The 20,056-nt window shown below is 57.1% G+C and carries 17 protein-coding genes; 8 read left to right on the top strand and 9 right to left on the bottom strand.

The window, feature by feature from the left end:
• Position 1: 1 nt before the first annotated feature.
• The 4 genes from NP603_RS08340 to NP603_RS08325 are packed head-to-tail and all read right to left on the bottom strand — an operon-like array spanning position 2 to position 2,416.
• Positions 2-478: a DoxX family protein gene (locus NP603_RS08340; RefSeq protein WP_256610402.1), complete on the bottom strand. Its 477-nt coding sequence runs from the start codon at positions 476-478 to the stop codon at positions 2-4.
• A 14-nt stretch (positions 479-492) separates the two neighbouring features.
• Positions 493-1,263 carry an HvfC/BufC N-terminal domain-containing protein gene (locus NP603_RS08335; protein WP_256610401.1) on the bottom strand — a complete coding sequence of 257 codons (771 nt, stop codon included), beginning with the start codon at positions 1,261-1,263 and terminating at the stop codon, positions 493-495.
• Positions 1,247-2,128, bottom strand: a complete 882-nt coding sequence (gene bufB, locus NP603_RS08330) for an MNIO family bufferin maturase (protein ID WP_256610400.1) — start codon at positions 2,126-2,128, stop codon at positions 1,247-1,249. The genes NP603_RS08335 and bufB overlap by 17 nt, the downstream gene beginning before the upstream one ends.
• Before the next feature lie 12 nt (positions 2,129-2,140).
• Positions 2,141-2,416, bottom strand: a complete 276-nt coding sequence (locus NP603_RS08325; protein WP_256610399.1) for a BufA1 family periplasmic bufferin-type metallophore — start codon at positions 2,414-2,416, stop codon at positions 2,141-2,143.
• A gap of 279 nt (positions 2,417-2,695) precedes the next feature.
• Between NP603_RS08325 and NP603_RS08320 the strand changes: the two genes are divergently transcribed.
• The 5 genes from NP603_RS08320 (at position 2,696) to NP603_RS08300 (ending at position 8,773) form a co-directional block, all read left to right on the top strand.
• A complete protein-coding gene (locus tag NP603_RS08320; protein WP_256610398.1) occupies positions 2,696-4,561 on the top strand; it encodes a sigma-54-dependent Fis family transcriptional regulator in 1,866 nt (621 codons plus the stop codon).
• A gap of 201 nt (positions 4,562-4,762) precedes the next feature.
• A complete protein-coding gene (locus tag NP603_RS08315) occupies positions 4,763-5,311 on the top strand; it encodes a M15 family metallopeptidase (protein WP_256610397.1) in 549 nt (182 codons plus the stop codon).
• Between the two features lie 218 nt (positions 5,312-5,529).
• Positions 5,530-6,711, top strand: coding sequence for a DUF262 domain-containing protein (locus tag NP603_RS08310; RefSeq protein WP_256610396.1), 1,182 nt, complete (start codon positions 5,530-5,532; stop codon positions 6,709-6,711).
• Positions 6,689-7,789 carry an AAA family ATPase gene (locus tag NP603_RS08305; RefSeq protein ID WP_256610395.1) on the top strand — a complete coding sequence of 367 codons (1,101 nt, stop codon included), beginning with the start codon at positions 6,689-6,691 and terminating at the stop codon, positions 7,787-7,789. Before NP603_RS08310 ends, NP603_RS08305 begins: the two co-directional genes overlap by 23 nt.
• Before the next feature lie 3 nt (positions 7,790-7,792).
• Entirely contained in the window at positions 7,793-8,773 is a 981-nt protein-coding gene (locus NP603_RS08300; protein ID WP_256610394.1) for a hypothetical protein, read from the top strand.
• Positions 8,774-9,050: 277 nt separating this feature from the next.
• Here NP603_RS08300 and NP603_RS08295 read toward each other — a convergent pair whose 3' ends face one another.
• Both NP603_RS08295 and NP603_RS08290 read right to left on the bottom strand, forming a co-directional pair.
• A complete protein-coding gene (locus NP603_RS08295) occupies positions 9,051-9,590 on the bottom strand; it encodes a hypothetical protein (protein WP_256610393.1) in 540 nt (179 codons plus the stop codon).
• Positions 9,591-9,696: 106 nt separating this feature from the next.
• On the bottom strand, positions 9,697-10,152 hold the full coding sequence (locus tag NP603_RS08290; RefSeq protein ID WP_256610392.1) for an exonuclease/endonuclease/phosphatase family protein: 456 nt from the start codon (positions 10,150-10,152) through the stop codon (positions 9,697-9,699).
• A gap of 203 nt (positions 10,153-10,355) precedes the next feature.
• Here NP603_RS08290 and NP603_RS08285 point away from each other — a divergent pair, with 203 nt between their 5' ends.
• Together NP603_RS08285 and NP603_RS08280 are read left to right on the top strand one after the other, a co-directional pair.
• Positions 10,356-12,161, top strand: coding sequence for a PAS domain S-box protein (locus tag NP603_RS08285; RefSeq protein ID WP_256610391.1), 1,806 nt, complete (start codon positions 10,356-10,358; stop codon positions 12,159-12,161).
• Positions 12,162-12,281: 120 nt separating this feature from the next.
• Positions 12,282-12,599: a hypothetical protein gene (locus NP603_RS08280; RefSeq protein WP_256610390.1), complete on the top strand. Its 318-nt coding sequence runs from the start codon at positions 12,282-12,284 to the stop codon at positions 12,597-12,599.
• A 331-nt stretch (positions 12,600-12,930) separates the two neighbouring features.
• Here the strand turns inward: NP603_RS08280 and NP603_RS08275 are convergent, their stop codons facing one another.
• The 3 genes from NP603_RS08275 to NP603_RS08265 form a co-directional block, all read right to left on the bottom strand.
• A complete protein-coding gene (locus tag NP603_RS08275) occupies positions 12,931-13,362 on the bottom strand; it encodes a desulfoferrodoxin family protein (protein WP_256610389.1) in 432 nt (143 codons plus the stop codon).
• A 124-nt stretch (positions 13,363-13,486) separates the two neighbouring features.
• Positions 13,487-13,654: a hypothetical protein gene (locus NP603_RS08270; protein ID WP_256610388.1), complete on the bottom strand. Its 168-nt coding sequence runs from the start codon at positions 13,652-13,654 to the stop codon at positions 13,487-13,489.
• Positions 13,651-15,375, bottom strand: coding sequence for a glycoside hydrolase family 17 protein (locus NP603_RS08265; protein WP_256610387.1), 1,725 nt, complete (start codon positions 15,373-15,375; stop codon positions 13,651-13,653). Before NP603_RS08265 ends, NP603_RS08270 begins: the two co-directional genes overlap by 4 nt.
• Positions 15,376-15,571: 196 nt before the next feature.
• On the opposite strand from NP603_RS08265, the gene NP603_RS08260 reads away from it, so the two are divergent.
• Positions 15,572-20,029 carry a PAS domain S-box protein gene (locus NP603_RS08260; protein ID WP_256610386.1) on the top strand — a complete coding sequence of 1,486 codons (4,458 nt, stop codon included), beginning with the start codon at positions 15,572-15,574 and terminating at the stop codon, positions 20,027-20,029.
• The last annotated feature ends 27 nt before the right edge of the window (positions 20,030-20,056 follow it).

Here is a 20,056-nt window from a genome sequence, read left to right as displayed (position 1 = left end):
GTCAACCCGGCCGGCGCCGCAACTGCGCCAGCCAGGCATCCACCGACCAACGGCCGGGGCCGTGCGCCATCAGCGCCAGTAACAGCAAACCCCAAGTCCGGTGTTGTTCCAGGCCGGCCGCGCCCAGTTCCGGATAAGACACCACCGCGACGATATTGAAACCGAACAGTAACGCCGCCGCCGAGCGCGCGTACAGGCCCAGAAACAAACCCAGCGGCCCCAACAGTTCGATGGTTGTGGCCAGCACGGCTGCCGCCGGGCTCGGTAACAGCGGCACCGCATATTCGAATTGGAACAGATATAAGGTGCTGTCCCAACTGTTCAACTTGAGCCAACCGGAAATCCAGAACGCGTAGCCGACCCAAGCGCGCAGCAATACGTCGGCGAGCGGCGTCAGCAGGCGCTGCAATCTTCGGAGAAATGTGTTTGCGGCTTTGCCTGGCGCGTCCGGGGCAGGATTCGAAATCAGCGTATTCATGGCTTTAACCTCGGTTACAGTAAAACGATATCGGCCAGCAGACCGCTGCACAGTCCGGCCAAGAGCCAGGACTCGACGGCGAAATCCGGATCGCATGCCAAAGCGGCGCCGACCGCGGCGGTTAAACCGGTTCCGCCGGCCAAGGCCGCCAAACAATGGTATTCCGCCAATGCCAACGGCCGGATCTCGACGTCCCACTGCGGCCGGAACACCAGTAGCCGGCAACCGCCCGCATCCAGATTGACGTGCGGATCGCCGAGATAATCGGCTTGGTTGCTGAGCCAGATCGGCAGCAGCGGATAGTCGGATTCGAGCAAACCGACGCTGGGATGCAACTTTGCAGTCAACTCGCCGCAATCGACCTGGTTGAAATCGCGCAACGTCGTCAACGCCGGAACTGGGGATTCGGCGGCGTGGTAGGCCCGGTGGTAAAGCCACTCCAGCCGCGCCACATCGGCCAAGTAGGGCAGGCTGGCGGCAGCGGCAAAGCCGGCAATCAGCTCGGCGAAATCGGCGCCGAATTCGAGCAGGCAAGCCGCGGCCGGCGGATATTTGCCAATATAGGCCCGCGCCAGCCGGTCGAAGAAGCCGGCGCCGACCAGGCGGTTTATAACCGGGTAGGTGTCGCGCAAGGCCTGGCTCAAACCGGTTTGCGTGTTGTTGCGGTAAACGGCCATCCGCCGCTCCGGGGCGATGCCGTTGGCGACAATACCGGCCGGAACCCGGCTGGAGTCGCCAAACACGAAGCCGGCAAAATCGCGTTGCAGATCATGCAGCCTGGACATAATTTTGCTCCATATAGCGATCGGCGCGTGCGGCCTGGCCGATCAGGGTGTGCCAATCCGGTAAATCCGCATCCCACTCGATCAACGTCGGCCGGTTGCCGAACAGCTGTAAAACCATGCGGAACAACTGCCATACCGGTTCGGCGACCGGACCGTCGTGGCTGTCGATCAGGATCACGTCGGCGCCGATCCGGTTGCGGCGGTGGCCGGCCAAATGGAATTCGGCCACGCAGCCGGCGTCGAGCGCGAGCAGATAATCCAGCGTATCCCAGCCGTGGTTGCGGCAAGAAACGTAAAGATTGTTGACGTCCAGCAGCAGGCCACAGCCGCTGCGGCGGGCCAATTGGCTCAGGAATTCGGCTTCGCTGTAGTCGGCATAGTCGAACTGCAGATAACTGGACGGGTTTTCCAGCAAGATTGGCCGGCCGAGAAAGTCCTGCACCTGTGCCACCCGCCGCACCCAAGCGGCGAGGGCGGACTCGGTATAGGCAATCGGCGCCAGATCGTTCAAATAGCGGCCGCCGAACGCACTCCAAGACAAATGTTCGGACACCAGAGCCGGCTCGACGCGCTCGATCAACTGCTGCAACTGGCGTAAATGGCGCCCGTCCGGAGCGACTACCGAACCCAGCGACATGCCGACGCCGTGCAGGCTGAGCGGATAGTCCCGCCGCAGGCTTTCCAGCATCCGTAGCGCCGGGCCGCCGGCGGCGAAATAGTTTTCGCTGTGCACTTCGAGCCAGGCCGGTTTGGCCGGGCTATGCAAGGCATCGCGGTAGTGCGGCGAACGCAGCCCGATTCCGGCCGCAGCCGGAATCGAAGCGTTAACGGCGCCGAAGGATAGGGTATTGCGTGACTGCGCCATGACCGATCCGGATTACATGCCGGCCGGAGCTTGCAGGCTGCCGCCGCTGATGCGTTCGCAGGTGCCGGCCGGCAACGCGATGAAGGCATCTTTTTGGTTATCGCTGATTGCATGGCCGGCGCAAGCGTTGGACAAGGTTTTGCAATCGTTCTTGCCGGCTTTGGCGACGCCATAGCATTTCTCCATATCGTTTTTGTCGGCGGCAGCGGTCGTGGATGGCAATCCCATAGCGCTCATGGCAAGGATGGAAGCCAAAGCGGTGCTGACGACGGTAGTTGGGTTTTTCATGGATAGTCTCCGTTGAGTTAGATTAGTGAAGTGTCGGCAGCCTGCGCCGTCCGACGCAGCTAATATCGCAAGCGTCGTGCCAGGTCCTGTTGTGTGGAATTAGTTAAATTTAATCAATGGCTTGTCAAAACTTGGCGCTATCGCTGGTCAAGTTTGCGCTGAAGAGTGCCGCGATATTTCGCGGCGGCCGCCAAATATGGTGGCCTTGAATTGGCGGCCGCGGCTAGAATGTGGCGGCGTTTTGCGGCATCAATTTTTTTCGTCCACTCTTTTGTAAATATGGACCCAAGCGATTCCTGTGATTTTTCGATTCTGAAGGCGGTGGTCGAAGGCACCGCCCAAGCTACCGGCGGCGACTTTATGCGCTCGTTGGTGCGCAACTTATGCCTGGCGACCGGCGTGGCGAACGGTTTCGTCGCCGAGTTCGCCCAGGCTAAGACCCGGGTGCGCTGCTTGGCGTTCTGGGCCGACGGCGAATTTTTGGACGATCAGGAATGGGATTTGCCCGGTACGCCGTGCGAAGACGTGTTGCGCGGCAATTTCTGCCATTACCCTGCCGGCGTGTCGCAGATGTTTCCGCACGAGCAGGGGGTGGAAAGTTATTTGGGCGTGCCGCTGCGCGACGGCGAAGGCGAGATACTCGGCCACTTGGCGCTGTTCGATAGGCAAGCGATGCCGGAGCGGGACAATCTGTTTTATGTCTTCAAAATCTTCGCCGCCCGCGCCGCGGCGGAATTAAACCGGCTGCGCATCGAGCAGCAACTGCGGCTCAGCGAACAGCGCTTCCGCGAATTGTTCGACGAAGCGCCGATCGCCTATGTGCACGAGGATGTCGAAACCCGGTTTCTCCAAGCCAACCAGGCGGCATTGCGAATTTTGGGTTTAACTCCGGAGCAGGTAAGCACCACGCGCGGCATTTCTTTGGTGCCGGAGACGCCGGAAGCCCAGGCCCGGTTGCAGCAGGCGTTCGCATCGGTCGAAAAAGGCACGGATAGCGCCGGCGTGGTGCTGGAATTGCGGCGCAAGGACGATGGCCGGCCGGTCTGGATTCGGTGGTGGTCGAAAACCGATCCCAGCGGCCGCTTCATGCGCACAATGTTCATCGATATCACCGCCCAAGTCTTGATGGAGCGGGAGCAGGCCAAGTTAGAAGCGCAAAACCGCTACCTGCAGGAAGAAATCAAGGCCGAGCACAATTTCGAGGAAATCGTCGGCCGCAGCCCGGCGCTGCGCTCGTTGCTGCACCAGGTGCAACGCGTGGCGCAGACCGACGCCTCAGTACTGATTCAAGGCGAATCCGGCACCGGCAAGGAACTCGTGGCGCGCGCCATCCACTCCGCCAGCAAGCGTAAACAGCGGCCGCTGATCAAAGTCAATTGCGCGGCGTTGCCGTCCAGCCTGATCGAAAGCGAATTGTTCGGCCACGAAAAAGGCGCATTTACCGGCGCGATCGGCAAACGTATCGGCCGTTTCGAACTGGCCGAAGGCGGTACGCTGTTCCTGGACGAAGTCGGCGAAATTCCGCTGGACGTGCAGGTCAAATTATTACGGGTGATCCAGGAACGCGAATTCGAACGCGTCGGCGGCCAGACCCCGATCAAAATGGACGTGCGGGTCATCACCGCTACCAACCGCGACTTGTTGCAGGAGGTGGCGAACAAAAATTTCCGCGAGGATTTGTTCTACCGGCTGAACGTATTTCCGTTGACCACGCCGCCGCTGCGGGAGCGGCTGGAAGACATTCCGCTGCTGGCCGATTTTCTGATCGGCAAATTCGCGCCGAAAATCGGCAAAAAAATCGACGGCGTCGGCGCCGAATCGATGCGGCGTTTGCAGAACTACCGCTGGCCCGGCAACATCCGCGAACTGGAAAACATCATCGAGCGCGCCATCATCCTGGCCGACGGGCCGTGGCTGGAGATCGGCGCCGAGCAATTGCCGGGCAGTGCGACGGATATTTCAACCGCGCCGCTCCAGCTCGGCGACGCCAGCCTGGATGCGGTCGCCCGCGAACATATCCTGCAGGTGTTGGAGCAAACCCGCTGGGTCATAGAAGGCCCGCAAGGCGCAGCGCAGCGCTTGCGGGTTAAGCCCAGCACGTTGCGCTATCGGATGCGGAAATTGGATATCCATAAACCGCGCTGAATGCTTGGATCGGCTTTTAACAGAACGGCTTGTTTTGAGGGAATTATGGGAATGAAAGACGTAACTCGGCGGCTCAGCTCGTTCGGCCAAACCCTGCGGGAGCGGTTGCTGGATCGCTTTGATAGGGCCGCTGCGAAATCGCCGTCACCTCAGTCAAATGCCGGCCGGTTCGGCGGATGGCCCTGTTAACCCGGTGCGGACATGACGCATTCTCTGGAAACGGCAAGCTACGATCCGCGCGCGATCTGCGCTGCGCTGGGAATTGCCGTCGAAGCGGTCGAAGCCCGCGGCTTGCGCCTGTATCCTGCGGCAGAAAGCTTGGCCGTCGCCGACGTCGACCATAAGGGCAGGGAGTTTCTAATGGCCCCGGCAGCCGGCCGCGCCTGGCAGGCGATGAAAGCCGCCGCAGCGGCCGACGGCATCGAAATTTACCTGATCTCGGCCTACCGCAGCGTGGAACGCCAGGCCGAGATCATCCGCGCCAAGCTCGACGCCGGCGCGACAATTGCCGATATCCTGACCGTGCTGGCGCCGCCCGGCTACAGCGAACACCACACCGGCCGCGCCGTGGATTTGACCTGTCCGGATGCGCCGGCGGTGCAACAGGGCTTCGAACTGACCGCTGCTTTCGCCTGGTTGCAGGCCAACGCCAACCGCTTCGGCTTCGTCATGTCCTATCCGCCCGGCAACGCGTCGGGTTATCGTTACGAACCCTGGCATTGGTGTTTTCAGGGGGTGGAAGGGGGCTGAATCGCTATCCGCTAAAGAAGCGGCACTGGCCAACGGTTTGCGATATGACTGAGGTGCATGGCTCGGAGGTCATGGCTAATTCTAATTAGGGCGCTGACAGCAGCCTGATATAACCACTTATAATGAGCATATTGTGATTGCTGCCCGAACATTCTTTGAATTTGTAGTTTTTGGTGATAAGCAATTTGTTAGGCAAAGATTAAAGCGATCTGGGTTACATGGATAAAGAAAATTTGCAAGAACAAGAGTTGTTGGAAGAATTGACTTCTGATCAGCAGCGTACTGGAGTAGAGGTTGAGAAAACTTCTGATGACGCCGTCGCAATTGTTGAGCCCTTCGATCCTGAAAAGATCGATGTCAAGACTAAGCCTATGACGGTCGATTTAATCATGGCAAGGATTCGAGGTGGTGATGAAGAGATAGACTTGATGCCTGATTTTCAACGTCGGGCCGGTATATGGGACCTGACTAGGAAATCGCGCCTCATTGAATCTTTGCTGCTGCGGATTCCCTTACCTGTATTTTACGTCGCTTCAAATCAACATGATTGCTGGTCTGTAGTTGACGGCCTGCAACGTATCACGACACTCAAGGAGTTCATTCACGACAAAGAGTTGGTGTTACAGGGATTAGAGTTTCTTCATAAGCTGAATGGTAAAAAATTTGTTGATCTTAATCGGCAGATGCAACGCCGAATCTTAGAAAGTGAAGTCACCGTTCACATAATTCAGCCGGGTACTCCTTCACCGGTTATGTTTAATATCTTCAAACGTATCAATACCGGCGGATTGCCGTTATCGGCACAGGAAATTCGCCATGCTATCAAGCAAGGAGCCGCTACAAAACTACTAAAGGAATTGGCTGAATCCAAAAATTTTAAAGAGGTTACTCGTAACAGTATTCGCGACGAGCGCATGGCCGATCGGGAGTGCGTACTCAGATTTTGCGCTTTCTACATTACCCCCCCTAATAAATACAATACCGGCGATCTCGATGCATTGTTAATTCAAACGATGGATGAAATCAATTCGTGGCCGGATAATAAAATCCAGGATCTAACCAAATGCTTCAAAAATACGATGGATGTCGCAAAGCGAATTTTTGGTAAATGGGCGTTTAGAAAATATTACGGTTATGGAAATAGGTTAAGCCCAATTAACAAGGCACTTTTCGAAGTTTGGGCTGTACATTTGTCAAAACTTTCGAACGCAGAGGTAGATTATCTTGAGAAATATCGTGATGACCTTATGAAGAGATTCGCAGAACTAATGATGAAAGATTATTCATTCCAATCGTCGATTTCAGTCGCTACCGGCTCTGTCTCAAATGTTCGGGAACGGTTTAACAAAATCGAAAAGCTGATTCAGGGAGTTATGCATGCTGAAAAAGCTGTATCTTGAAAACTTCAAGGGATTTAAGGCTTTAGAAATTCCATTTCGCAACGTCACGCTGCTTGCCGGATTGAACAGTGCAGGTAAAAGTTCGGTTATCCAAGCGCTCTTGCTTTTAAAGCAAATCGATTATCAACGAGATCCAAGCACCGATTACGTCGAGTTATTTCCGAATGGCGATTACGTATCTCAAGGTAGTGGTCGAGAGTTGTTATACGAGTTTGCCGAGTCTGACGAAATACTAATCGCCTGTGAATCGTCTCTGCAGTCCCATTCGTGGCGTTTCAAATACAATCCCCAGACTCACCGGCTGATTACAGAAGACGTATTCGAGCGCAAGGATTTGGCTACTCTTGATCAGTTACGGTTTTCGTATCTAAGCGCGGAACGCTGGGGGCCTCGACTCACTTATCCATACGAAGATGTCGAGCAAACCAAAGGGTTAGGTATCTATGGTGAATATGCAATTCGTTACCTAATCGAACATGGCGAGGCGCCTGTAGCAAATATTGCCGTGCGCCACCCAGCCGCTAAAGGCGATAGCCTTATTCATCATGTTCAGGCATGGTTAGGCGAACTTAGTCCCGGTGTACGCATAGATGTGAAGCCGCTACGCGATGCCGGGGTTTCTCTGTTAGGTTATGGGTTCGAACGGCGGGGTGATGTGGCTTCACGTTACTATAGGCCAACTCATGTCGGCTTCGGTTTGACGTATTGTCTGCCACTCGTAGTTGCTCTGCTTTCTGCTGAGTCCGGCACCGTATTACTATTGGAAAACCCTGAGGCTCATTTACATCCACGAGGCCAAGCCGAACTCGCAAGGTTGATTGCTTTAGTTGGTCAAAATGTGCAGGTTATTTTAGAGACTCACAGTGACCATGTCATGAATGGATTGCGTGTAGCAGTTCGACGAGAAGAATTAACACCTGAAAACGTTGCATTTCATTATTTCCAACGTGAAGGGACAAATGCCTATATTGAAACACCAGAAATTGATGCTAACGGCAGACTTTCCTTCTGGCCTGATGGCTTTTTTGATGAACACGAGCGTATGCTCGCGGCACTCGTCCGTAAATCGAAAAACTGATGTATGCGTACGCCAGATATCATTTTCAATGAAGCATCTGTTACAAGTTGTTCCGTCCCCGATCTCACAACTGCGCGTATAGCTTTCGAAGAGTTTGTTTCGGTTATCGGTACACTAATTGACATCGGGGCCACTAATAATGTCGTCCGGTCTCAATGCTGCCTTCAGGATGTCCGTATACCGACACAGTCTGATGATGAATGGGCGGTAGAAGAATGGTTATTTGATAGCACCATAGATCGTGAAATGCGATCCTTCGTATTGACACTCGATACGAAAATACCAATTGAGAATGGCATATCACTTGATCAAGAGCTTGAAGAGGCGTTGATTGGTCAAGAGTACCGTATAGCAACCGTTGAAGGGCCAGACTGTTTTGCAGTTGGTTTCGCTCTTTACCGCGGAGATATTGTAGTCAGTGTGCCTACATCCCCTTTATGGGATGTGCATCAGCTCAAAGCTTATGTTTGTAAGGATCTATCAATCGTTGGAGAAGTTATGGTTGATCATGCCAGTCGCGAAAGTCATTGTTATTCGCTTCTGGAATTGTTCAAGAAAAGATATATTAGCTCGGTTACCACGGCAGCAGAATTGAATTCTGAGAAAGGGAAGCTTTTCCCAAATTTACGATTTTCGCCTGATGTCGCAGATCAAATCGAACAACTTGATTCCCGATACATTAGCGGAGTGCTGGCAAAATTAGCCAAAATGAATGAAACAGCGGAACATTGGCGTGACGCCGGATCTGTTGCTCCGAGTTACCTGTTTCAATGGCGAGGAGAAAGCACTTCTACAATGAGCAACTCCGATCACCTTGCTGCCCGTAAATTCCGTATGCCAAAGGGAAACGTATTTGGCGTATTTGAACGCCATACTGATTTTTCGAAGAGTCATCGTATTCATTTTATTGAAGACAGAAATGAGCGGGATTTCATAATCGGTTATATCGGAAATCATCTTCCGACTGTGCTTTTTCCGCATTGATTGCGAAAGATACGAGTAAAAAACGGCGACTCTTAAAGTCTAGAAAGTCGTAATGGACAAGAAGTGCAATTATGAGCCGCGATTAGTGTAGAGCTCAGACAATTCAAACGCGGCTATGAACGAGCGCGGTGCGAGGATTGGAGCGGCAATTCAACGCTTTGCTGGCTAGCAGTGAACGCTCGATCGAAATAGCCGCTTCCAATGCGCCATGCCATATTGCTTGGATCAATGACGCGCACGGTTCCGACCTATACCGACAGACCATCCACCCAAAAACTCAGTTAATTTCGTTCAACACGTCTTCTTCGACGTAGAAGCGGTTTTCGGTGATGACGTCGGCGGCGATGCGGTTGTTGAGCAGGTTGTCGACGTCGTCCAGCACGCGGTCGACGATGTTCGGGATTTCGGCGCGTTCGGCCGATTTCTGCAACGCGTTGCCCCATATCCCGACGTGCCGGGTCGTGATGCGGCGCACGCTATTGTCTTTGGCCCATTCCGCGGCGATGGCGATGCCCAAGCGGCGCAGTTTGGCTTCTATTTCGCGTTTAACGCCGCGGTCTGTAATTTTGCCGGCCAAATTCCGGCTGATTTGGTTCCAGCCGGTCGGATACAGGTCCCAGCCCTGATAAAAACGTTCGACCCAGGCCAGGTACTGGTCCAAGCTTTGCAGCTCGGCATTGCGGCGGTCTTGCAGATAAGACGCGGTAAATCCGGCTTGCGCCGGCAAGCTGGCCGGCCATGCCGCGTGCCGGTCGGCGCCGGTCGCACAGCCACCCAGCCAGCCTATCGCCAACAAAATCAGAATGCGGATTGTCATGGCACGTGTCCGGAGCCGGGAATAAAGCCTGGATTTTAGGGGGCGGCCGTGACAGAACGGTTAAGGTCCGGTTACGGTTATTTGACGCGAGCCCAGCGCCCTCGGCTCAAAACAATTCGAAGCGGGCCAGGTAGCCGAAGTGGTCGGATACGGCGGGATAAAACGCGTCGTTGAATATCGGTGTTATTTCGCGGACCCGCAACGGCTGGTGGTTACGTTTGAAGCTGAAATCGATGCGCCGCGGCGGGCTGTGGCGCCAGCCGTCGATCTGGCCGCGAAAGGTCGGTTCGTACAACCGCTGTGGGTGCAGTTCGTGGTATTGATCGACGTATTCGCCGTTGCCGACAATATGGTGGTAAGCCTGTTCGCCGGCCGGCGCGTTGAAATCGCCAACCATTAAATCGGCGCGGACGCCGAAAGGGTAACGCGAACCGATCAGCCGGTTCAGCCGTTCGTATTCGTGATGGAAGCCGTGGTGGGCCCAGCTCAAATGCACGTTGGCCAGGTGCAGCAGGCCGAAGCGGGGGATGTCGATGCAGCTCAGCGTAACGTTGCGCGACATGTAGTTGTCTTTGTCGCAATCGTGCGACACATAGGCGGAATAGTTGTGCCGCAGCGGATGGCGGCTGAGGATTATGGTGGCTTCCCGCCAACGTTGAAAACCGATATGGCTCCAATCCTGGTGGATGTGGAAGCAATTGGCGGAGGCTTAAACCGCGTCCTTCTGGCAGAATAATCCGATTGCTCTCCAGCCGAGGCTGTTCGATGATCGAAAACTCAATTGGCCAATCCGCCGCAATCCTGAATAGCGACTTTATTGCCATCGCTATCGTCAGGGATCGGCACCTGGTCTGGGCCAATAGCGCGATGCACCGTATTTTCGGGTACCAGCCGAAAGAATTGATCGGGCAATCCACCCGTAACCTGTTTCTGGATCAGGAAAGCTACGAAGCTTTCGGCCGGGAGGCGGCTTCGGCTATCGCCGACGGCAAAACCTACACCGGAACCATCCCGCAGAAACGCAAGGACGGTACGGTGGGTTGGTACGAATTCAACGTTTCCAGTCTGGCGGGCGACCCGGAGCTGGTGGTGGGCGCAATCGTCGATAGAACCGCAAGCTACCTGGATGCCCGCAGCCTGGAACAGCGCGAGTCGCGCTATCGCTCGGTGGTCGAAGACCAGACCGAAGTCATCAGCCGGTTTTTGCCGGACGGCACCTTCATATTCGTCAACGAGGTTTATTGCCGATTTTTCGGCAAGACACCGGAACAGTTGCTCGGCCGCCGCTGGCATCCCGCCGCCCATCCCGATGATTTGGCCATGATCGAGGCCAAGCTGGGCGAGATGTCGCCGGATAATCACGTCGTCGTTATCGAGAATCGAGTGTTTGCCGCCGGCGGCGCGCTGCGCTGGATGCAATTCGTCAATCGCGGGTTTTACGCTGAGGACGGGACGCTCAAGGAAATTCAGGCGGTCGGCCGCGACATCACGCCGCAGCGCGAGGCTTTGGCCAAGTTGCAGGCCAGCGAGGAACGCTACCGCACACTGGTCGATACTACCAGTGTCGTGACCTGGTTTTGCCCGGCCGATGGTCTCAATATCGTCCCGCAACCGGCCTGGATGGCATTTACCGGCCAGACAGCGGCAGAAATGCGCGGCGCGGGCTGGACCAAGGTCGTGCATCCCGACGATGCGGCTGCCGTTGCCGTACATTGGCAATCGGCGGTGGAGAGCGGCGAACCGTTCCTGAGCCAGTTTCGCATTCGCCGCGACGATGGCGCTTGGCGTTGGATGAGCATGCGCGCGGTACCGATACGCGATCAACAAGGCGGTATCGTCGAGTGGATGGGGATGGGGCAGGACGTGACGGAGCAAAAGCAGGCCGAATTGGCCTTGGCGCAAAGCGAGGAGCAGCTGGAGCTGGCGCTGGCGGCATCGGAGCTGGTTTTGTGGGACTGGAACATACCCGAACATAAAATGACGGCAGGCAATCGCGTGGTGGAATTAATCGGCTATACGATTGAGGAACTGGGCCACAACGAAGATGTTTGGACGGCCTTGATCAATCCCCAAGATCTGCAGCGCGTCAAACAGGAGATTGCATCGCATTTGTCGGGCGAAACCGCCAACTTCGAAAGCGAACACCGGTTGCGGCATAAGCATGGCCATTGGGTGACGGTCGAATCCAAAGGCAAGGTGACTCGGCGGGACCAAGACAACAATCCGCTACGCATGGTGGGCACGATACTGGATATCAGCCAGCGCAAGCGCCTGAATGATGAGGGGATTGACTTGCTGAAGCGGATCGAGTCGCTGATACGCGAGAGTTCGTCCCGTTCGCCGGTGAAAGCGGAAGCAAATAAAGCCGTAGAAAGCCTGACCAAGCGGCAGCGACAAATTATCGGGATGATTGCGATCGGGATGACCTCGGCCGAGATTGGCGAACGGCTGCACCTGGCGACGCCGACGGTTATCTGCCATCGCCGCAACCTGATGGCAAAGTTGGATCTTCACAGCACTGCGGAAATAACACGCTTCGCGATCGACCACGGCTTGCTTGCCGGCAAATAAGACCTACAGCTCCTACGCTCGCTATGGAATTAGTCTGTATTATTTAAATAATTACCATAAAGTGTTGGTTACTTTTTTAATTCTATCTCTTATGCTGAGCCTATATTTAGATGCCACACGATGTTGATGATGAGCAAAATAGGCTTCGATGGAAATTGCGCCCTCACGCGATACTTGCAAGAAGTAACGATGTTGGAGGGCGGCGGCCGCAAGGCCCAATATGCTGGTGCTTTGCTGTACGGACTTGGCTATCCGCGTTTCGGCCAGAACTTATCGGATACTAAATTCGCCGTAGAATTAATAGAAAATATCGCCGAAGCCAAGCAGACCGACCTGTTATCCGATGCTGCACGGAAATGCGGACACTGCCCCCAATTTGGCAGTTGCGAGGTCGGCGAGCTTATCGCAAGCGACCGGTCGGAAGTTGGCAATGGCTAATCCCTTCCAGGCATTAAAGCTTTTCGATCGTTCACGAGATGCCGCTTTGTGCTCAAAACACGCCGTGTCCCGGGGTAGTTCTTGGCAACCCAGTCATGTTTTTGTGATGCCCGCTCTGCAGGCAGCGAGTTTGTTCGGCCGAGAAGGGCGCGGACTACCGTTAAGCTAACAACATCGCGCTGCCCCGGCCAAGGCTGGTGCAGGCTTTCCACGTCCCTTGGAGCCGGATTCCATTCCGGGAACGACTGTTCGACTTAACGCCCTTGGAGGAGCGCGGCCGGCGAGGCCGCGCGGTTTGGCGGAGTTGGCGGAGAGCCGCTAACGACGAAAGTTAAGCGACTTCCACTGTGCTGACCCACAAGTCGTGCTTGTTGCATAAACTCAGCGCGTACAAGTTGCCGCTGTAGCCCTCCAACGTGAACGTCGACACCGGCACGGCTTCCTTGGCCGGGTCGAACAAATGTTCTGCCAGGAATTTGTAATCCTTGTCCAACAACACGTGTTTGACGATGTAATGCTCGTATCCCTTCATTTCGTGCGGAGTCGTGACTTTTACCGTGGTTTTGCCGCCGTCTTTGCTGACCTCGACCACCGGCAAATGGGTGGCGGCTTTGCCGGCCCAGCGGCCTTGCGCATCCTTGGTGTAAAACAGGTCGCCGAGCGGCGTCGGCACGGAGCCGGCCGCTGCCGCACCGGCGTGGGGGAGGGCCAAACCGGCGACCGCGCCGGCCGCGCCGAATTTAATAAAATCGCGACGTTCCATAGTAATTTTCCTGGGTTGAGGGTGGCTGGATTCGGGCGGTTAGCGCCCGGCCAATAACGATAAAGGATAAATCCGGCCGGGTAAACCGCCGATCCGCGCCGGATGCGGCCAGTGCAAGCCGCTACTAGTCGTCGGCGTAAACCCGGGCGACCAAATCCTTGAACCAGCGCGGCCGAAAAATCACCACGTACAAGCCCAACGCACTGGTGATCGGAACCGGTCCGACGCTGAAAATAATGAACACCACGAATACCGCGGCGCATTTGAGCCGGGTGATGGAGGATGCTTTCATCGCTGCTCTCCGTTAATTCGGATATCGATTTGCGGTTGGCGCCGGGCGCGCGGTTTCGGCCAAAACGGTAACGCCAGAATCAGGATACACAGCAGCCAGCTCAGCAATTGCCGGTTCTGTAACACGTAGCCGAGCGCGACCGGCAGGCCTTCGCCGAAGCTGGGATGGGCCTGGATGAAGTCGTAGGCCGACATGAAGGAATAGGTTTCGCCGGCGACCACGCCGAAGATGCCGAAACCCAGCAAAAACGCCAGACGGTTGCTGTGTTTGCCGGCTACCGCGTCGGCGGCCGGTACCAATTCGCCCAGACGCCGGCAACAAGCCAATGCGAAAATGCCCAGGGCCGGAATCGCGAATTGTTCTACCGGAAAGCTCAAATAGCGGCCGTCGAACGCCAGCAAATAGGTTTTTACCACGGCCAACGTCATGAACAGCAGGTAAGCGGTCTGCAACGCTTTGCGGTAGGGTTCGGCAACGATTCGGTTGCCGGCCGCCGCGGCTACCTGAATCAGCAACAGGCCGGCCAGCATTGCGTTGGCGGCGACCATGGTCAGCGTATAAGCTTGTTGCCACGCGCTGTAGCTGGTTTCCCAGGACAGGTCGGCCAGGTTCACCAGGCAGACGCTAAATACCTGGCTCAAGGCCAGATAAGCCGCCAATTTGGGCAACGGTAAACGCCGCAATTCCCGGAAGCCGACGCCGGTTGCTATCAGACTCAATGCGACCGCCCAGCCGAATTGTTGCAGCCAGTCCGGATTTTCCAGGACCGGTCCGGTCAACGGGAACACCGGTTCGCGGTCGATATCGAGCAAGCCCCAATTGGCGCCGACTACGCCTTCGTTGTGGCTTTTCCAGGGCTGGTTGAAGGCCTCGACGATGTTGTAATCGAAGCCGTGGCGGTTGGCGACCTGGATCAAATCGCGAATGTAACGCGCCGAATTGACCACGCTGGGCACCGCCGCACCGCGCTGTCTACCCACCGAAGGCCAGCCGGATTCGCCGATCAGAATCGGTTTGTCGACGCCGACGCTGCGGGCTTTATCTTCGATCTGGCGTACGATTTTTTCGACATGGTCCGCTGCGTGTTCGATCGCGACCGGTTCGTCTTCCCAATACGGCAGGATATGGATGGTAATGAAATCCACTTCCCGGAACAATTGCGGATATTGCATATAGCTGGACCAGACGTCGGCATAGGTCACCGGCTGTTTGACCGCCTGTTTTACCTGGCGGATGTAATCGATCAGTGTGTCGATGTCCATGTCTTTGCGCAGTAACACTTCGTTGCCGACGATCACTCGCTTCACGACGTCCGGATGTCGGTTGGCGGCCTCGATCAAAGTTTGAATTTCCGTTTGGTTTTCCGGGTGGCCGTCGCCCAGCCAGGCGCCCATCATCATGTCCAGGCCGTATTGGCGGGCGTAATCCGGCGTCGGCTGCATACCGCCGCGTACCGAATAGGTGCGGATCGTATAAGTTTTGTCGGCAATCAGCCGGGCGTCGCGCTCGATGTGTTCCGGCAACGGAAATTTATGGGCGATTGGGCTGAAGCCGGCGTGGTACGGCGCAAACGACAGGCTGCGCAATTTGCCAGACGGCACGTCCGGGCCAGCGGATTGCGGTTGGTTTTGGTACCAGGCGAGCGTGCCGTGGGCGAGAAACACGAATAACAAGCAGAACAGAATTTTCAGCGGCGGCATGCGGGAATATGAGTTAATCACGGAGTGAGCCGGCATTATACACCGGCGGGCTCAGTACCGATTCGGCTGCCGGGTTGCTGCTAGCGCGAAACATTGGCCGCGGTATCCTGGCGGCGGCGGCCGGAATTGCGAACTGTGCCAAACTTACCGGTAAGTTAAGGCCCAGGCGCGCCCGGACTCGGCTGATCATCCATTGGAACCACTTCGATCGTTAGATGTGGCGAGAAACCACTTCATTTTTTTGGCGACGGCCGCCTACCTTGTGTTCGGCCTGGCCTGGATCTTTCTGTCCGACCTCTTGCTGGGGTACATCCCGGACATCGAGTCGCTGGTGTGGTTGTCCACCGCGAAAGGGGTGTTGTTCATCGTCGCTACCACCGGTTTTCTGTATTTCGCTTTGAATGCGGTGCCGCCGGCGGCGTTTCCCGACCAAACCCAGGCCGGCCTGGCAGCCGCAGCCGGGCGGTTTTACGATAAACCGCGGCGCTGGCCGATGTATCTATTTGCAGCCGGCGTGACGCTGGCGACGTTATGGGTCAGATTGGCGTTGCCCGTAGCGTTCGGCGAGAGACCGCTGTTGGTATTATTTATGTTACCGGTGGTGATCAGCGCCTTGCTTGGCGGCACCGGGCCCGGCCTCAGCGCGACGCTGTTGTCGGCTGCCGCCATCAACTACTGGGCCATGGTACCGCTGAACAGTCTAACGGTCGCATCCACCGTCGACGGTTTGCAATTGGTTATATTCCTGATATCCGGTACTGTCGTGTCATGGCTCAGCGGCCGTTTGCAGCGGTCGTTGCAGGAGGCGCAATCGACCCGTTACATGCTGCAAGCCATCGTCGACGGCACTTCTGACGCGGTGTTCGTCAAGGATGCCCAAGGCCGCTACCTTCTTGCCAATGCCGCCACCTGCGAATTCGTCGGTAAAGCGCTGGAGGAGATCATCGGCAACGACGATTTGGCGCTGTTCCCCCCGGAGATCGGCCAAGTCTTTATGGCGAACGACCGTGCTGCGATGTTGGCCGGGAAAACCATTATGCTCGACGAGCATTTGGAGAATCGGGACGGGCTGGTGTTGGAATTCCAGACCATCAAAGGGCCGATCCTCGATCGCAACGGCCTACCGGTCGGTATGTTCGCGGTTGCCCGCAATGTGACCGAACGCAAGCGCTTGATGGATACCATCGAGCAACAGCGCGCGGCGCTAGCCGCCAGCGAAGCCCGGTTTCGCCGGATGTACGAGCAATCCCCGGTAGCCTTCTCCACCAGTAACCGCGAAGGCGCCTTAATCTCGATGAACCGGGAATTCGTCAAGCTGTTCGGTTATCGGCTCGACGAATTGCCGACCGTGCAGGATTGGCGGGACAAAGTGATTCTCGATCCCGCTCAGCGCCAACGGCTAGCCCAAATCTGGCAGCGCAGTTCGGAAGAGTCGACCGACACCGCCTTAACTCAATTGGAGCTGGCGGTGCGGTGCAAGGACGGCGGCATCAAAACCGTACTGCTCGGTCGGGTCCGGCTGGGTGACGAAATGCTGCTATCGGCGTTGGATATTACTCAGCGCAAACGAGCGGAAGATGCGCTGGCGGACAGCGAAGAGCGTCTGCAAATACTGATCGGACATGCGCCGGTAGCGTTGGCAATGTTCGACCGCGACATGCGTTACCTGGCGGCCAGCAAGCGCTGGCGCGACGATTACGGCCTTGGTTCCCGGGCGCTCTACGGCGAATCGCATTATGCAGTGTTTCCGGAGATCGGCGAGGAATTAAAAGCCGTTCACCGCCGCGGCTTGGCCGGCGAAGTGGTCCGCAACGACGAAGACTGTTTTCGGCGCGGCGACGGCAGTATGCAATGGTTGAAATGGGAGGTGCGGCCCTGGCCGGCGCGAGACGGTTCGGTCGGCGGTATCGTCATCTTCACCGAGGACATCACCGCACGCAGAGCCGCCGAAAGCGAGCGTTACCGTCTATCGGAAGCGTTACGCCAATCGGCCGCGCCGAATGCGATAACGGCCGCCGACGGCACCATAGAATTCGTCAACCCGGCCTTCCTGCAATTGTTCGGTTACGCCGAGCACGAAGTTTACGGTCGCCACCCGAGTTTTCTGGCACCGGACGACCCGGAAATCAAAGCCGAACAACGCGATATCTTGCGCCAGGCGGTGGAACTGGGCGGCTGTGCGCGGGAAGTCGTGCGAATTACCAAGGATGGCACTATCGTACCGGTGTTTTTGACGGTCTCCAGCATTCGCGACAGGCACGGCCAGTTTATCGGCTTGATGACCACGCTTTTCGATTTGCGCGAGATCAAGGCCAAGGAAGCGGAATTGGCGGCGCGGGAAATTTTTTACCGCACGATTCTCGACAACGTCCCGGCCCTGATCGGATATTGGGACAAGGATCTGGTCAACGTATTCGGCAATGCCGCCTACGCCGAATGGTTCGGCATCGATACCGCGACGATGGCCGGCAAACATGTCCGAGAAGTTCTGGCCGACGAACTATACCAGGAGAATTTGCCGCACATCGAGGCCGTACTGCGCGGCGAGAGGCAAGTGTTCGACAAGCAGTATCCGGCCCGCAACGGCCGCCCGGCCCGCCACGCCCTGGTGCAATATCTGCCCGATGTTCGGGACGGCCGGGTGTGCGGGTTTTACGCCATCGTCTCGGACGTGACCCATCTGAAGCGCGCCGAAGCCGAGCTGGAAAAACACCGCTTCCATCTGGAACGCTTGGTCGAGGCCCGCACCGAGGAAGTCCGCCAGGCGGAACAGCGCTACCGGCAAGTAGTCGAGTCCAGCGCCGAGGGCATCTTCGAACTCGATGCCCAAGGCACAGTGCGGATGGCGAACCCGGCCGCGGCGCGCTTGCTGGGTTACCGGACCGAGGATTTTCTCGGCCGTAACGTGCACGACACGATTCATTATCGCCGGGCCGACCGCTCGCCTTGCGCCGCGGCCGACTGCCCGTTATTCAACGCCGTGGTCGGCGGCAAAGTGTTGCGCCTGGACGGCGAAGTATTCTGGCATGCCGATGGACGTCCGATTCCGGTGTCCGTGGCGACTCACCCGATCCGGGATGCAGAGCGCGTGTCCGGAGCGGTGATGAGCTTTTACGACAACACCGAACGTTACCTGGCGGACCAGGCCAGGGAAGAAGCCCGCCGCTCGGCGGAACAGTTGGCGCGGATGAAAAGCGAGTTTCTGGCCAATATGTCGCACGAAATTCGCACGCCGCTGAACGGCGTACTCGGATTGGCGCAGATCGGTTACCGCGACAGTGTGGGCCGGAGCGAAACCCAGCAGATATTTTCCCGCATCCTCGACTCCGGCAAGTTGCTGTTGACCATCATCAACGACATTTTGGATCTATCCAAAATCGAAGCCGGCAAACTCGAAATCGAAAGCGTGCCGTTCGATCCCGCTTTCTTGGTCGACGAGCTGTTGCAAAGCTTTGCCGCGGCCAGCGCCGCCAAGGGCCTGCAACTATACGCTCTTAAGAATGCGCTGCCCAAAGCCTGCCTCGGCGATCCGCTCCGGGTGTCCCAGATCCTGATCAACCTGGTGTCCAACGCCGTCAAATTTACCCAAGCGGGCGAAATTTGCCTGTCCGCCGGCCGCGAACAAGGCGACCTGGTGTTCAGCGTCCGCGATACCGGGATCGGGATCGCCGAAGCTGACCAGGCGCGGCTGTTCGAAGCCTTCGAACAGGCCGACAGCGCCACGACCCGCAAATTCGGCGGTACCGGCTTGGGCCTGGCAATCAGCCGGCGTCTGGCAGCGTTAATGGGCGGCACGCTCGGCGTGAACAGTGGGTTGGGTCGCGGCAGCACTTTTACCTTGCGCCTGCCGCTGCGGGAAATCGATCAAAGCGCCAGTCCGGCCGCCTTGCCGCGGACGGTCGGCGATAAACGCCTCAGCGGCCTGCGAATTCTGGCGGCGGAGGATAACGCGATCAACCAAATGGTATTGGAGGATTTTTTGCGCCAGGAAGGCGCCGAGGTGCGCATGGTCGGCAACGGCCGCTTGGCTGTGGAGGCGGTGCAACAAGCGCCGCAGGGTTTCGATCTGGTGCTGATGGACGTGCAGATGCCGGAGCTGGACGGCTACGAGGCCACTCGCCAGATTAAACTTCTGGCGCCGTCGCTGCCGGTCGTCGGCCAGACCGCCCATGCCCTGAAGGAAGAACATATGCGTTGCCTGGCGGCGGGCATGGCGGCGACGCTAACCAAGCCGCTCGATATCGAAATGCTGGTGGCAGCCATACTCGAACACACCGGAGAAACCGCCGGCAAGCAAGTGCAGCCGCCATTGGCGGCCGACCTTGACGAGCCGATCCGGGTACCGGCTGTCGATTGGCCCGCGCTGGCCAGGAAGTTTCCCAACCAAGCACAATTCGTCGACCGCCTGGTGCGAATGGCGGTCGACTGCCACGCCGGCGACGCCGAACGATTGCGGCAGGCGGCGGCCAGCGGCGATCTGACGGCGTTGGAGCAGGTCGCGCATAATCTCAAAGGCATGGCCGGCAATATTTGCGCCCCGGAGCTGGAAGCGATTTCTCTCCGGGTGCTGCGCTCGGCCCGGCTTGGCGACGAGCATGCGTTGCGCCAGGCCGACGAGTTGATCGAGGCCTTGCAGCGGGCCATCGCCGAGTTGAATCAGGGCCGTCCGCAGTGACGGTTTGTATGCGGCCGCCGGCTCGAC

The sequence above is a fragment of the Methylomonas aurea genome (genome assembly GCF_024505045.1).
GTDB classification, from domain to species: domain Bacteria; phylum Pseudomonadota; class Gammaproteobacteria; order Methylococcales; family Methylomonadaceae; genus Methylomonas; species Methylomonas aurea.
Note: the sequence above shows the minus strand (reverse complement) of the source record. Positions and strands in the feature narration are given on the sequence as shown.

Excerpts from the sequence above, each read along its gene's own strand:
- NP603_RS08300 (WP_256610394.1), top strand. The coding sequence starts at position 7,793 with ATGCGTACGCCAGATATCATTTTCAATGAAGCATCTGTTACAAGTTGT.
- NP603_RS08275 (WP_256610389.1), bottom strand. The coding sequence starts at position 13,362 with ATGGAACGTCGCGATTTTATTAAATTCGGCGCGGCCGGCGCGGTCGCC.
- NP603_RS08315 (WP_256610397.1), top strand. The coding sequence starts at position 4,763 with ATGACGCATTCTCTGGAAACGGCAAGCTACGATCCGCGCGCGATCTGC.
- NP603_RS08320 (WP_256610398.1), top strand. The coding sequence starts at position 2,696 with ATGGACCCAAGCGATTCCTGTGATTTTTCGATTCTGAAGGCGGTGGTC.
- NP603_RS08305 (WP_256610395.1), top strand. The coding sequence starts at position 6,689 with ATGCTGAAAAAGCTGTATCTTGAAAACTTCAAGGGATTTAAGGCTTTA.
- NP603_RS08270 (WP_256610388.1), bottom strand. The coding sequence starts at position 13,654 with ATGAAAGCATCCTCCATCACCCGGCTCAAATGCGCCGCGGTATTCGTG.
- NP603_RS08310 (WP_256610396.1), top strand. The coding sequence starts at position 5,530 with ATGGATAAAGAAAATTTGCAAGAACAAGAGTTGTTGGAAGAATTGACT.
- NP603_RS08295 (WP_256610393.1), bottom strand. The coding sequence starts at position 9,590 with ATGACAATCCGCATTCTGATTTTGTTGGCGATAGGCTGGCTGGGTGGC.
- NP603_RS08285 (WP_256610391.1), top strand. The coding sequence starts at position 10,356 with ATGATCGAAAACTCAATTGGCCAATCCGCCGCAATCCTGAATAGCGAC.
- bufB (WP_256610400.1), bottom strand. The coding sequence starts at position 2,128 with ATGGCGCAGTCACGCAATACCCTATCCTTCGGCGCCGTTAACGCTTCG.
- NP603_RS08340 (WP_256610402.1), bottom strand. The coding sequence starts at position 478 with ATGAATACGCTGATTTCGAATCCTGCCCCGGACGCGCCAGGCAAAGCC.
- NP603_RS08290 (WP_256610392.1), bottom strand. The coding sequence starts at position 10,152 with ATGTCGCGCAACGTTACGCTGAGCTGCATCGACATCCCCCGCTTCGGC.
- NP603_RS08335 (WP_256610401.1), bottom strand. The coding sequence starts at position 1,263 with ATGTCCAGGCTGCATGATCTGCAACGCGATTTTGCCGGCTTCGTGTTT.
- NP603_RS08280 (WP_256610390.1), top strand. The coding sequence starts at position 12,282 with ATGTTGATGATGAGCAAAATAGGCTTCGATGGAAATTGCGCCCTCACG.
- NP603_RS08325 (WP_256610399.1), bottom strand. The coding sequence starts at position 2,416 with ATGAAAAACCCAACTACCGTCGTCAGCACCGCTTTGGCTTCCATCCTT.